Raw genomic sequence first — 12973 nt, 5'->3', positions numbered from 1 at the left:
GCGAAGTTCCTCAGGCCCCGGAGGATCTGAGCGTCGACATCTCCTCGTTCATCGCCGCGAGGAAGCGGGCCGCCACAGCGAGTTCCTCCTCCGTGAAACGCGCGCGAGCCTGCTCGGCGGCCCTGGCGAGAGGGCGGAAGTAGGTGCGGGCCGCGACCTTGGCATCGGACGCGTAGTACAGGTGCACCACCCGCCGGTCGCTGCTTTCCCTGACACGACGGATGTGGCCGGCGCCCTCCAGCCGGTCCAGACAGGCGGTGACCGCTCCGGAGGTCAGCCCCAGGTGCACGCGCAGCCGCCCCGGCGTCATCGGTTCGTCGGCGTCCAGGATCGCCGCCAGCGCCTGCACATCGGTGGCGTGCAGTCCGTGCTCCCCGGCGAACCCGTGGACCAGACGGTTGATCTCGCCGTTCATCCGCCGCAGCTGCACGGCGAGCGATTGAAGATCGGTCCCCGGGGGAACTGCGGGAGGTCCGGCCGTCGTCGTGCGCTGGTCCGGGTCGTCTGCTGTGGCCACGCGAGCAGCCTATAGAAACGACCGCATCCGTTACGGCTCCGCCGGTGGAAGTGATCACAGGGGGACGTCGACACGGAGGACCGAGGACTGATGAACGCCGAGGACACCGGATCCGGGCTGAGCTGCCTGGTGACCGGCGCTACGGGATACATCGGAGGCCGGCTCGTCCCCGAGCTGCTGGCCGAGGGGCATCGGGTGCGCTGTCTGGCCCGGTCCCCCGGCAAACTGCGCGACCATCCCTGGGCGGGCGAGACGGACGTCGTGCGCGGGGACGTCCTGGACGGGGCCGCGGTCGCCGAGGCCATGCGCGGGATCGACGTCGCCTACTACCTGGTCCACGCGCTCGGCACCGGCGACACCTTCGAGGAGACCGACCGGCGCGCGGCCCGGATCTTCGGCGAGCAGGCCCGCGCCGCGGGAGTACGGCGGATCGTCTACCTGGGCGGGCTCACCCCCGAGGGCGTGCCGGAGCGGGAGCTGTCGCCGCATCTGCGGTCGCGGGCCGAGGTGGGCCGCATCCTGCTGGCCTCCGGCGTGCCCACCACCGTCCTGCGGGCGGCGGTCGTCATCGGCTCGGGCTCGGCCTCCTTCGAGATGCTGCGCTATCTCACCGAGCGGCTGCCGGTGATGGTGACTCCGAGCTGGGTGCGCACCCGGATCCAGCCCGTGGCGGTGCGGGACGTGCTGCGCGCGCTCGTCGGGAGCGCGCGTATGCCGGCCGAGGTCAACCGCGCGTTCGACATCGGCGGGCCGGACGTCCTCACGTACCGGGAGATGATGACCGGGTACGCGGCCGTCGCTGAGCTGCCGCGGCGGATCATTCTCCCCGTGCCCGTGCTCACCCCCGGCCTGTCCAGTCACTGGGTCGGACTGGTGACGCCCGTACCGGCCGCCATCGCGCGACCGCTCGCCGAGTCCCTGCGTCACGAGGTCGTCTGCCACGAGCACGACATCGCCCGGTACGTACCCGATCCACCCGGTCATCCCCTCGGCTTCGACGAGGCGGTGCGTCTGGCACTCCAGCGGGTCCGCGACGCACAGGTGACGACGCGCTGGTCCTCGGCGTCGGTCCCCGGTGCCCCCAGCGACCCGCTGCCCACCGACCCCGACTGGGCCGGCGGCAGCCTGTACACGGATGTGCGGGAGCTGCCCGTGGACGCCTCGTGCCCGGACCTGTGGCGGGTCATCGAGGGGATCGGCGGGGACAACGGCTGGTACTCCTTCCCACTGGCCTGGGCCGTGCGCGGCCGCCTGGACCGGCTGGTGGGCGGCGTCGGTCTGCGCCGGGGCCGCCGTGACGCGGCGCGGCTGCGGGTCGGCGACTCCCTGGACTTCTGGCGGGTGGAGGAGATCGAGCCGGGGCATCTGCTGCGGCTGCGGGCCGAGATGCGGCTGCCCGGCCTCGCCTGGCTGGAGATGTGCGCGGAGACCGACGACGACGGCCGCACCCGCTACCGCCAGCGGGCCCTGTTCCATCCGCACGGACTGCTCGGCCACGCGTACTGGTGGAGCGTCTCGCCCTTCCACGCCGTGGTGTTCGGCGGGATGGCCCGCAACATCGCACGGACCGCGGCTCGCACTGCGGCACCTTCCGCGCACCACCCCTCCCCCGCCGGCTGACCACCCCGCGCCCCACCGACCTTCGCCCCTCCCTCCCCGGAGCTCGCACCATGACCGTCTCGATCGTCCTGTTCACCGCCGACCTGCGCCTCCACGACCATCCACCGCTGCGGGCCGCGCACGAGGCCGCTCAGGTGATCCCCCTGTTCGTGCGCGACCGGGGAGTGACCGACGCCGGGTTCGCCGCACCGAACCGGCTGGCCTTCCTCGCCGACTGTCTGCGGGACCTCGACGCGGGGCTGCGCCGCCGGGGCGGCCGCCTGGTGATCCGCTGCGGTGACGTCGTCGAGGAGGTGTGCAAGGTGGCCGCCGAGACGGACGCCGACGAGGTGCACATGGCAGCCGACGTCAGCGCCTACGCGCACCGGCGCGAACAGCGGCTCAGACGCGCCTTGGAAACGGAGGGCCGACGACTCCACGTCCACGAAACGGTCACCTCGGCGGTCCCGCCGGGCGCGGTGGCCCCGGCCTCCTCGGACCACTTCGCCGTCTTCACCCCGTACTTCCGGCACTGGAGCGGCGTACGGCTGCGCGAGCCCGTCGCGGCCCCGCGCACGGTACGGGTCCCGGACGGCGTCGGCTCGGAGCGACTGCCCGACCGCGGCGGGCTGTCGGGCCTCTCGGAGAGTCTGGCGACCGGTGGGGAGGAGGCGGGCCGGGCCCGTATGGCGTCCTGGCTGCGCAGCGGCATCGCCTCGTACGAGGACCGTCACGACGACCTGGCCGGCGATGCCACCTCGCGCTTCTCGCCGCATCTGCACTTCGGCACCCTGTCCCCGGTCGAACTGGTCCACCGGGCGCGCAAGGTGGGCGGACCGGGCGCCGAGGCCTTCGTACGACAGCTCGCCTGGCGGGACTTCCACCGCCAGGTCCTCGCGGCGCGCCCGGCCGCAGTCACCGCCGACTACCGCACGAAGCACGACCGTTGGCGGTCCGAGGAGTCGGCACGTGAGGACATCGAGGCCTGGAAGAACGGGCGCACTGGCTTCCCGGTCGTCGACGCGGCGATGCGCCAGCTGCGGCACGAGGGCTGGATGCACAACCGCGGCCGGCTGCTCACCGCGAGCTTCCTCACCAAGACGCTGTACGTCGACTGGCGCGTCGGCGCCCGGCACTTCCTGGAGCTCCTGGTAGACGGCGACCTGGCGAATAACCAGCTCAACTGGCAGTGGATGGCGGGCACCGGCACCGACTCCCGTCCCAACCGGGTGCTCAACCCGGTCACTCAGGCCAAGAGGTACGACCCGGACGGCGCGTACGTCCGGCGCTGGGTGCCCGAACTGTCCGGCCTCGACGCCCCTTCGGTGCACGAGCCGTGGAAGCTGCGCGGCCTGGACCGGGCGGCGATCGACGACTATCCGGACCCGGTGGTCGACCTGTCCGACGGCCTGGCCCGGTTCAAGCGGGCCCGCGGACTCGACTGAAGCGAGCCCGCACCGTCTCGAGCGCGTCAGTGCCCTTCGCCGGCGCCCGCGAACGCTCCGGACAGGATCGCGACCGCGTCCTTGAGGGTCGGTGGCCGCGGCAGTTCACGCGCCGCCGGTCCTGACCAGCCGGGCCCGCCCAGCACCACCACGGGCTGCCGCCGGGCGCCCTTGACGCCCCACGAGGTGTCGGCGACATGCCGGGCCAGCGGCAGGCTGGCGGTGGACCGTGCCTGCGCCCACAGGAACACCGCCACGGGCCCCAGGCGCTGCACCGCGGCGGTGAGCGCCTCTCCGGGCACTGCCGCACCGAACATCCGCGTGGGCAGGCCGAGTTCACACAGCGCGGCGTTGAGCGCCTCGATCGCCAGGGTGTGCTGTTCACCGGGCGCGCAGGCCAGGACGACCGGCCCGGCGGCCGAGGCCTTGCCCTGCGGCGCGGCGGACGGTGTGCACCGGCGCAGTGCGGTCGACACATGCCAGGACAGCAGATGCTCGACCTCCACGTAACGGTCGCCGGAGGACGCCCACTTGCGCCCCACCGCGTGCAGCGTGGGCACCATCACCTCCTGCCAGGCGCCGGTGACTCCGTACTGCTCCACGGCGGCCTCGAGCTGTCGTTCGAGGGCAGGGGCGTCGAGCCGCACGGCGGCTCGCGCGAGCCCCCGGCACTCCTGGCGTACATCGCCGAGCGGCAGTGTGCCCGCCGCCCGCGAACGCGGACGGGGCTGTTCAGGGGCGTCGACGACGGACGGCGGAGAGCCCGTCGCCCGCCTGGCGAGGCGGGCGGCCTCGGCCGGCGGCACCCCCGACGAGGTCAGCCGGCACATCCTCTCCAGCACCTCGACGTCCCCGGGACTCCAGCGACGGTGACGCCCGTCGGCGCGCACGGCGGGCCCGATGCCGTACCGGCGGTCCCAGGAGCGCAGCGTGGTGGGCGAGACCCCCAGACGCCGGGCCAGCGCACCGGTCGTCAAGGGCACGTCGGCGGTCTCCGGAAACGGTCCCGGAGGGACCCGGGGCCCCGGGTCGACCGGCGGCTCAGTCATGGGGCGACTATACGACGCAGAATCGATGCAAGTTGATGACCTTGCTCGACCGCTTCCACGATGGCTCACAGGACGCGTCCGGAAGACGCCCGACGTGAGGAGCGGTCGCCATGAGCCAGCAGCGGAACGGCACGCTCCCGTCCGCCGTCGCGCCCCTGTGGGCACCGGTGGAGGAGTCGTACGCCGACGAGGAGCTCGCCCGGGGCCTGGCGGCCGGCGACGAGGCATGTCTGGAAGCGGCCTACCACCGTTGGTCGACGCTGGTGCACACACTCGCCTGGCGTTCCCTGGGGGACCTCAGGGAGGCCGAGGACGTGACCCAGCAGGTGTTCCTGGGAGTGTGGCGGGGCCGCGGCGGATTCCGCCCCGAGCGGGGCGCGTTCGGCGGCTGGATCGTCGGCATCACCAGGCGGAAGATCGCCGACGCGCTCACCGCCCGGACCCGCCGCACCGACCTCCTCGCCGTCGCCGGATCCTCCCTGCCGCTCACGGATCCGTCCGCTCGGCAGCCCGAGTCGGTCCTGGACCGGGTCCTCGTCCGTCAGGAGCTGGCGAAGCTGCCCTCGGCCCAGCAGAAGGTCCTGAGACTGACCTTCTACGAGGACCTGACCCAGGCGCAGATCGCGGAGTGCACCGGCTGGCCGCTGGGCACGGTCAAGAGCCACGCGCGCCGCGGCCTTCACCTGCTGCACCGGCGCATGCGCGACGAGGCGTTCGGCTAGGGGTGCCCCCACGACGGGGCGCACACCCTTTCGACGCAGAAACGTTGCATGCATGATGCACACGACTGCCGACCGGCACAACTCCGGCCCCGCCCCTGCATCCACCGCCGGGACCGCTCCCGAAAAGGGACACGACAGCCTCCGGGGAGAGTCGGCGCTCCCCGGAGGCTGTTGCCACCTCTACACATAAGGGAAAAATAAGCGCAGAATGTACCTGCGCGGCGCTTACCGCACACCGCACACAACGCGGTCCGGCCTGCGAGTCAAAGGAGACGAGTCATGGCCAACGTCTCGCCCACCCGAGGTGACATCACCAGCCACCCTGATGCTTCCGAAATGCGGGCACGGTACGCCCGTATGCTCGGCGGTCGCGATGTGGCGCTCGTGGACGGACCGGTGTTCCTGCTCGGTCTGTACTGCGCCGTATCCCCCTGGATACTCCACTACACGACGAGCCAGCCCGCCCTCGTGCCCCACAACCTGATCGTGGGCATCGCGATCGGACTGCTGGCCCTCGGGTTCACCCAGACCCCGGAACGCATGTACGGCCTCAGCTGGGCCTTCTGCGCGGTAGGCCTGTGGATGATCGTCTCGGCGTGGATCGTCGGCGACAGCCCGGACGCCGGCGTCATCCTGAACAACGTCATCATCGGCGCCCTGGCCGTCATCCTGGGGCTGATGTGCACCGTCACCGCGGCGAAGAGCGCCCCCAGGGCGTAGGAACACCCGGAGAGGAAGCGACCCCGGCCGGTCCGCGCCCCCGCGGGCCGGCCGCTCCGTGTCACGGCACCAGCCACGGCTCCTGCGGGAGCGGACTGCCGGTCTCCAGCAGCGACTTGAGGTTGGACAGCACCGCCGCCCAGCCGGAGGCCGCCGCGGCGCGCTCGCTGTCGTCGGCCAGGTTCTCGTGGGTGACGGTGAGCCGGACGATGTCGCCGTACCGCCGGATGTCGAAGGTGACCCGGGAGCACTTGTCGTCCTGCCCCTCGTCCTCGGGCGCGGCCCAGCTGGTGACAAGACGGGTGGGGCGCTCACTCTCCACGACGGTGCCGACGACGTCGGCGACGCCGGAGCCGTCGGTCCGTACATGCTCCCAGCGGGACCCCTGCTGCCAGTCGGAGACATTGCTGTGTCCCCAGTAGGCGGCGGTGAGGTCGGCGTCGGTGAGGGCGTCCCAGACCTTCTCGGGTGTGCTCTCGATGTAGCTGACGTACACGAACGCGGGCTTGTCGGCCATGACTTCCTCGGCTCGTCGCTTCACGGCTCCGAGCGCGCTCAGGCGCGGGCGCTCGAACTTGTCGATCCACCGCTCCTGGATCTCATGGAGCGGGACCGGATTGAGGTAGTGCAGCCTCTCCCGCCCCCGCCGCACCGTGCTGACCAGGTTGGCCGCCTCCAGGAGGGCCAGGTGCTGGGTCACCGACTGACGTGTCATGGCGATGCGCTCACACAGCTCGCCGAGCGTCTGACCGTTGTGCTCGTGCAGCCGGTCCAGCAGCCGTCTGCGCGTGTCGTCGGCCAGCGCCTTGAAGACCTTGTCCATGGCCGAGTCGCCCTCTGATCGCACACTCCACGTTATGCAGGCATTTACCTGCATGTCAACGCGGCACGAAAAAGAGGTGTCCGGGGGCAAGGGGCGGCTGCCACGCTCCTCCCATGGATCACTGCGAGGTGTTGCTCATCGGCGGTCGCGCCGGCGTCGGCAAGACGAGTGTGGGCTGGGAGGTCTCGGCGCGACTGCGGAGCGCGCGGGTCGCTCATGCCGTGATCGACGGGGACTTCATGGGGCAGGTGCACCCCGCACCCGAGGGGGATCCGCACCGGGCGGTGATCGGCGAGCGCAACCTGACCGCCGTGTGGCGCAACTACGCCGAACTCGGCTACCGGCGCCTCGTGTACGTGAACACGGTGAGCGTTCTGGACGAGGCGACGGGGGTGTTCCGCCGGGCGATGGGTGACACCGTCCGGATCGTCAGGGTCCTGCTCACCGCGACCGACGAGACGGCCGAACGGCGGCTGACGGGGCGGGAGTTGGGCTCCGAGCTGGACGCGGAGCTCCGGAGCGGCGCACGCAAGGCACGGCTGCTGGACGAGCGTGCGCCCGCCGACACCCTGCGGGTGGGGACCGACGGGCGCACCGTGATCGACATTGCGGCCGAGGTGGCGGCCGCCACCGGATGGGTTCCGGCGAGGATCAGCTGACGTTCAGCGCCGTGTCGTCGATGACGAACGACGTCTGGAGCGTGGACCCTTCGGTGCCGGTGAACTTGAGGGTGACGGTCTGCCCGGCGTAGCCCGCCAGGCTGAAGCTGCGCTGGGTGTAGCCACTGGCCGCGTTGAGGTTGGAGTACGTGGCCAACGTACCGAGCACCGTGCCCGAGCTGTTGAGCACCTGCACCTTGAGAGTGTCGTAGGCGGTGCTGGTGGTCTCGGCGGTGTCGATGTGCAGAGAGAAACTGAACGTGGCGGTGGTGCAGGCCGCCGGGACGGTCACCGCCTGGGACAGGGTGTCGGTGTGCGCGGAGCCGTAGCCGTCGAGCCAGGCGTAGTAGGACCCGGTGCGGGCGGACTGACTGCTGGAGTTCGTGACGACACCGCTGGTGGCGGTCCAGGTGGTGCTGCCGGACTCGAAGCCGTTGTCGCCGAGGAGCTGGGCTGCGGTGCAGGTGCCGCCGTCGTCTCCCCCGTCGTCGTCGCTGCCGCCGGCCAGCCACTCGGTGGCGTTCAGCGCGAGCGCCGCGTTGGTGGCGCCGGTGTCGTTCCAGCCGTCGTAGAGCGTGTTGCCGGACTGGCCGGTGTCGTCGTCGATGGGTGAGCTGTCGCCCCAGAAGGCGACCCGGCCGCTGCCGAAGGTGCTGGTGGCGAAGAAGGCTCCGGTGTTGCCGGAGTAACCGGTGCGGTAGAGCAGGCCCTTGACCGACGAGTTGTCCGCGGGCTTGAGGGTGGCCGTCGTACCGCTGGCGATCAGGCTCTTGGTGACGGTGCCGAACGAGCCGTGCAGCACCGGGTTGGTGCTGTCGCTGATGGCCGACGGGTAGTCCGAGCCGATGCTGAGCGAGTCGATGGAGAAGCCGAACGGGTCGGTGGAGTCGACGCTGTTGGCGGTCATCAGGTCGTTGAGGATCTCGACCGCGTCCTCGCCGTCGTTGTTGCGGTCGGCGCCGGTGTGGTCGGAGATCATGAACAGGCCGCCGCCGTTCTTCACGAAGTTCATGATCGCCGTCTTCTCCGCGGTCGTGAACAGCGTGTTGGGCTCCGGCAGGACCAGCGTGTCGAAGTTCGCGAGGTCCTGAGCGCCGGACCCGCCGTAGCTGAGGCTGCCGCCCGACGGGAGCGTCTTCAGACTGTAGTCACCGGTCTTCTGCAGGGCGACGCCCCAGGAGGAGATGGCGCCGGTCCAGTCGGTCTCCGCGGAGGGCGAGGAGTCCTGGCCCAACGGGTCGGGCTGGCCGGTGGAGATGATCCAGTCGGCGTTGCCGGCCGTCTCGGCGTGGGCGTTGTCGAAGAGGATGCGGTGTGGGGTGGCCGCCTCGGCGGGTGTGGCGGTGGCTGCGGTGTGGACGGCGGTGCCCGCCACGAGCAGGCCGAGTACCGCGAGTGAGGTGGTGAGTCGGTGGCGGGGTCCGGGCATCCGGCGTACCTCCGTGAAGAGTCGGGGGCTACGCGCGTAGAAAATGGGGACCGCTCTGCGCGCGTAGAACTTCGGTTGTACGAGTGCCGGGCGACGGTGAATTGAACGGTACATGGCAAGCCGGGAACTGAACAGGCATCACTTCGAACACCGGGCCAGAGCTTGACGCCGTGTTGACCGGTGGTGGAAACCGGACGGACTGTACGCGCCGCCCGGGGGCATCCGAACCACTGCGGGGGTCTGGAGAAGAGGGGCGGAGATGGAGATCTCGGGCATCATCAGCGCGATCGTGATCGGCATCGTCATCGGTGTGCTGGGCCGACTCGTGATCCCGGGCCGGCAGCGCATCGGGATCCTGCTGACCATCGTCGTCGGCATCGTGGCCGCACTGCTCGGCTCGGCGATCGCCGCGGGGTTCGACGTGGCCGACACCAAGGGCATCGACTGGGCCGAGTGGCTCATCCAGATCGGCCTCGCCGCGCTCGGCGTCGCCGCGCTGGACCGGTCGAGGCCGAGGGCGCGCCGCTGACCGTGCGCGACGGGTTCGGCAAGTAGACGGACCCGGCGAGCAGGGCGGGCGCGACGGTGCGGCGAGTACGGGTCACGCGACGAGTCCGACCGGTGCGGCGGATGCGATCGGCGGCACCGAAATCCCTTTGCGGGCGTGGTCCGGCGGTGGTTTGCTTCTGCGGCCCACCGCCCGACCCGACGCTGACGGAGCCCCGTTGACCGTGCGCATCATCCCGCTGGCCGACCCCGAACCCGGCGTTTCCAGCCGCCGTCTGGCCTGGCTGGCCTCGGCGGCCGACGGAGTACCCGCCGGGTCCGCCTTCCTGCGGCTGTTCACGAAGGCCGGGCAGGACCATCTCGCGGAACTGGAGATCGCCGTGCACGGCGCCGAGCGGCGGCGGGGCGTCGGCACCCTCCTGCTGGAGGCCGCCGTGGCCGCGGCGCGGGCCGAGGGGCGGCGGACCGTCGTCGCGCAGGCCGAACAGGGCTCCCCCGCCGACCGGTTCCTGGCGGCCCGGGACTTCCGCCCGGTGCTCTCCCTAACGTACGCCAGACTTGCGCTGGCCGAAGCGGATGTCACCGCGGCGAGGGAACAGCCGTGCCCCGGCTACGAGTTGACCGAGTGGGACGGCATCGTGCCGGACGAACTCGCCCAGTCGTACGCCGACTCACGGCGCGCCATGGACGACATGCCGATGGAGGGCACCGACTACGGCACGGTCGTCTGGGACGTGGAGCGGGTGGTCGCCGCGGCCGAGGCCGTCGCGGGGCGCGGTGAACTGCTGCACACCGTCGCCGCGGTGGACGCGGCGAACGGATCGGTCGTCGGCTTCTCCGAACTCGTCGTGCCGGGTGACGGCCGGGGCGACGGACAGCACTACGGTACGGCGGTACTGCCGGAGCACCGCGGCCGTGGCCTCGCCCGCTGGATGAAGGCGGCGTCGATCCGCCGGGCCCGTGCACGGCACCCGGAACTCGCCGGGTTGCTCACCGACACGGCGAACAGCAACGCGCCCATGCTCGCCGTCAACGAGTCCCTCGGCTACGTGCCCACCCACAAGGCGGTGGAGTACCAACTAGACCTGTGAGGCACGCAGCGCCGCCAGGCCCTCGTGGCTCGACGCGTACACCGGCGTCCAGCCCAGCTCCCGCTCCGCCTTCCCGATGGAGACCCGCAGCGACGACGCCACCAACACATAGGCGTACGACATCGGTCGCATCAGTTGCATCGGTACGGTCATCGGCTTCGGCAGACCGAACTCCTCGGCCACGCGCGCGACATGGCCCCGGAATCCCAGGGGCGTGCGGTCCGCGATGTTGTAGGCCTGGCCCGGACGCCCGCGTTCGACGGCGGCGGCCATCGCGCGGGCCGCGTCGGTGAGCTCGATCCACGGCAGGACCCGGCCGTGGTCGGCGGGGAGGGGCAGCCGGCGCTTGCGGAGCATGGGCAGCAGGTTCTCGGTGCCGCCGGGACCGTAGAAGGCGCCGTAGCGCAGGGCGATCCCCTCCAGCCCCTCGGCCTCGAAGGTCAGCCGCTCCTTGGTGCGCATGCCGGCCAGGTGCCGTTCCAGTTCCGGGTCGCTGCCGCGCGGGCCGAAGGTGTCGTCCTCAGTGACCTCCCGGTCGCCGTGGTCGCCGTAGCCGTAGCCGAAGACCATCGACTCCGACACGAAGCGGCGGGCCCCGGCAGCCTGGGCGGCCTCGATCAGGTGGGCGGTGCCCTCGGTGCGCAGCGCGTCGGTGGCGTACATGTCGCGGTGGCGCATGGGGGCCTTGCGCAGGGCGGTCGCGGCGTGGATCACCGTGTCGAAGTGGTGACCGTCGACGGCCCGCAGCAGGGCGTCGCGGTCCATGACGTCGGCCCGGATGCCGTTGCCCTGGCTCCGGCCGAGCCCGGTGACCTTGTGGCCCGCCTCGGTCAGGGCCTGGGTGATGTGCCGGCCGAGGACTCCGCCGGCGCCGGCGAGGAGGATGCTCTGGTTCGTCGTCATGTCATGAGGACGGATCGAGCTCCAGCGGATGTGACATCCCGGGGAACATGCTCCACGTCACAGCGTGTAGAGGTACGGCGTCGTCGTGGTCAGCGGCTCGAAGCCGAGCCGCTCCAGGATGGGCCGGCTGGTCGGCATGGCGTCCACCTGGAGATAGCGGTAGCCGCGCTCCACCGCCTCGCGGGCGCGCACGGCGACCAGGGCTCGGTAGATGCCACGGCCGCGCCAGGCCTCGACGGTGCCGCCGCCCCACAGACCGGCGAACCGGGTGCCCGGCACGAGCTCCATCCGGGCCGCGCTGACCGGGGTGTCCCCGGCCAGGGCGACGACGGCGACCACGGTGTCCGGGTCGGCGGTGAGCTGGGCGAGCAGTTGGTGACGCAGCCGGGTGCTGTCGGTTCCGAAGGCCGCCTCGTGCACGTCCGCGACGAGGTCGACGCCCGCCCGGTCGGTCACGGGCAGGACGCGGACGCCCTCGGGCGGCTCGGCGTCGAGGGTCAGGTCGGCGACCTCGCCGATCATCAGGGTCTCCTCGGGCTGCGCGGTGAACCCTGCCGTCCTGAGCCGCTGTCCGAGGTCGACCGGCAGGTCGTGCCCGTAGAGCTTCCACTCGAACTCGCGACCGAGCCCGGAGAAGTACGAGATCTGCTCGGCGATCGCCGCGTCCGCGCCGCCGGCGTCCAGGTCGGACCAGACCACGCCGTTCCAGCCCCGCTCGGAGGAGACCTGGCGGACCAGCTTGCCGACCCGCTCGATCCGGGACTCGGGGCTGTCCGGCTGTGCGCCTTCACGCATGTCCCGGTCGTACAGGGCGAGTACCGCGGCGTGATCCATGGATTCACTCCAGCACCAGAGAGCCCGTGCGGCAACACGTTTACGGGCCATCACCAGAAGGTGCGGGCGCCGCGCCCTCCCGGCCGCGCTCGGGCGGACATAGGGTGCCTGAGCGAAGATCACACCGCCGGAAGGGTCGTACGTCATGGTCGTGAAGGACGCCGAGCTGCCGTATCTGCGCCGCTGTGTGGAGCTGGCCGCCGAGGCTCTGGAGGCGGGGGACGAGCCGTTCGGTTCGGTGCTGGTGGGGGCGGACGGCGAGGTGCTCGCCGAGGACCACAACCGGGTGGCCTCCGGGGACCGCACCCGCCATCCCGAGTTCGAGCTGGCGCGCTGGTCCGCGGCCCACATGTCGCCCGAGGCGCGGGCGGCGGCGACCGTCTACACCTCCGGTGAGCACTGCCCGATGTGCGCGGCCGCCCACGCCTGGGTGGGCCTCGGCCGCATCGTCTACGTCGCTTCCTCGGAACAACTGACCCAGTGGTTGAGCCAGTTGGGGGTTCCGGCGCCACCGGTGCGGACCCTGCCGGTGCACGAGGTGGCGCCCGGGGTGGCCGTGGAGGGCCCGGTGCCGACGCTCGCCGAGGAGGTGCACACGCTCCACCGGCGCTTCCACCAGGGGTGACGCCCGCGGTACCGGCGTACAGCACCGGACGGGACGGTCCTGCTCGCGGC

General features: G+C 71.5%; 14 protein-coding genes. 8 read left to right on the top strand and 6 right to left on the bottom strand.

Features of this window, described 5'->3' with window-relative positions; all coding sequences use genetic code 11:
- Positions 1–10: 10 nt before the first annotated feature.
- Complete coding sequence (locus tag ACWD3I_RS32535; protein ID WP_365412994.1) at positions 11–517, bottom strand: MarR family winged helix-turn-helix transcriptional regulator; 507 nt, start codon at positions 515–517, stop codon at positions 11–13.
- A gap of 90 nt (positions 518–607) precedes the next feature.
- On the opposite strand from ACWD3I_RS32535, the gene ACWD3I_RS32530 reads away from it, so the two are divergent.
- Entirely contained in the window at positions 608–2137 is a 1530-nt protein-coding gene (locus ACWD3I_RS32530; protein ID WP_365412992.1) for an SDR family oxidoreductase, read from the top strand.
- Between the two features lie 50 nt (positions 2138–2187).
- Entirely contained in the window at positions 2188–3561 is a 1374-nt protein-coding gene (locus ACWD3I_RS32525) for a cryptochrome/photolyase family protein (RefSeq protein ID WP_365412990.1), read from the top strand.
- 26 nt (positions 3562–3587) lie between these two features.
- Here ACWD3I_RS32525 and ACWD3I_RS32520 read toward each other — a convergent pair whose 3' ends face one another.
- Positions 3588–4610: a MerR family transcriptional regulator gene (locus ACWD3I_RS32520; protein WP_365412988.1), complete on the bottom strand. Its 1023-nt coding sequence runs from the start codon at positions 4608–4610 to the stop codon at positions 3588–3590.
- Between the two features lie 110 nt (positions 4611–4720).
- On the opposite strand from ACWD3I_RS32520, the gene ACWD3I_RS32515 reads away from it, so the two are divergent.
- Positions 4721–5332 (top strand): RNA polymerase sigma factor, encoded by a 612-nt coding sequence (locus ACWD3I_RS32515; RefSeq protein WP_365412986.1) that lies wholly within the window; start codon positions 4721–4723, stop codon positions 5330–5332.
- A gap of 279 nt (positions 5333–5611) precedes the next feature.
- Positions 5612–6052: an SPW repeat protein gene (locus ACWD3I_RS32510; protein ID WP_266831482.1), complete on the top strand. Its 441-nt coding sequence runs from the start codon at positions 5612–5614 to the stop codon at positions 6050–6052.
- Positions 6053–6113: 61 nt separating this feature from the next.
- On the opposite strand, the gene ACWD3I_RS32505 is transcribed toward ACWD3I_RS32510, so the two are convergent.
- A complete protein-coding gene (locus ACWD3I_RS32505; protein ID WP_365412984.1) occupies positions 6114–6875 on the bottom strand; it encodes an ArsR/SmtB family transcription factor in 762 nt (253 codons plus the stop codon).
- A 113-nt stretch (positions 6876–6988) separates the two neighbouring features.
- Between ACWD3I_RS32505 and ACWD3I_RS32500 the strand changes: the two genes are divergently transcribed.
- Positions 6989–7534 carry an ATP-binding protein gene (locus ACWD3I_RS32500; RefSeq protein WP_365412982.1) on the top strand — a complete coding sequence of 182 codons (546 nt, stop codon included), beginning with the start codon at positions 6989–6991 and terminating at the stop codon, positions 7532–7534.
- On the opposite strand, the gene ACWD3I_RS32495 is transcribed toward ACWD3I_RS32500, so the two are convergent.
- Positions 7527–8963 (bottom strand): hydrolase, encoded by a 1437-nt coding sequence (locus ACWD3I_RS32495; RefSeq protein ID WP_451084243.1) that lies wholly within the window; start codon positions 8961–8963, stop codon positions 7527–7529. The two genes, ACWD3I_RS32500 and ACWD3I_RS32495, sit on opposite strands and share 8 nt — an antisense overlap.
- Before the next feature lie 259 nt (positions 8964–9222).
- Between ACWD3I_RS32495 and ACWD3I_RS32490 the strand changes: the two genes are divergently transcribed.
- Both ACWD3I_RS32490 and ACWD3I_RS32485 read left to right on the top strand, forming a co-directional pair.
- A complete protein-coding gene (locus tag ACWD3I_RS32490) occupies positions 9223–9492 on the top strand; it encodes a GlsB/YeaQ/YmgE family stress response membrane protein (protein ID WP_266896702.1) in 270 nt (89 codons plus the stop codon).
- A 196-nt stretch (positions 9493–9688) separates the two neighbouring features.
- Complete coding sequence (locus ACWD3I_RS32485; RefSeq protein ID WP_365413773.1) at positions 9689–10561, top strand: GNAT family N-acetyltransferase; 873 nt, start codon at positions 9689–9691, stop codon at positions 10559–10561.
- Here ACWD3I_RS32485 and ACWD3I_RS32480 read toward each other — a convergent pair.
- Positions 10550–11464 carry an NAD-dependent epimerase/dehydratase family protein gene (locus ACWD3I_RS32480; RefSeq protein ID WP_365413771.1) on the bottom strand — a complete coding sequence of 305 codons (915 nt, stop codon included), beginning with the start codon at positions 11462–11464 and terminating at the stop codon, positions 10550–10552. The two genes, ACWD3I_RS32485 and ACWD3I_RS32480, sit on opposite strands and share 12 nt — an antisense overlap.
- Positions 11465–11521: 57 nt before the next feature.
- On the bottom strand, positions 11522–12298 hold the full coding sequence (locus ACWD3I_RS32475; RefSeq protein WP_365413769.1) for a GNAT family N-acetyltransferase: 777 nt from the start codon (positions 12296–12298) through the stop codon (positions 11522–11524).
- Between the two features lie 145 nt (positions 12299–12443).
- On the opposite strand from ACWD3I_RS32475, the gene ACWD3I_RS32470 reads away from it, so the two are divergent.
- Positions 12444–12923 (top strand): nucleoside deaminase, encoded by a 480-nt coding sequence (locus ACWD3I_RS32470; protein WP_365413767.1) that lies wholly within the window; start codon positions 12444–12446, stop codon positions 12921–12923.
- The last annotated feature ends 50 nt before the right edge of the window (positions 12924–12973 follow it).

The organism is Streptomyces sp. NPDC002817 (assembly GCF_053592055.1).
Note: the sequence above shows the minus strand (reverse complement) of the source record. Positions and strands in the feature narration are given on the sequence as shown.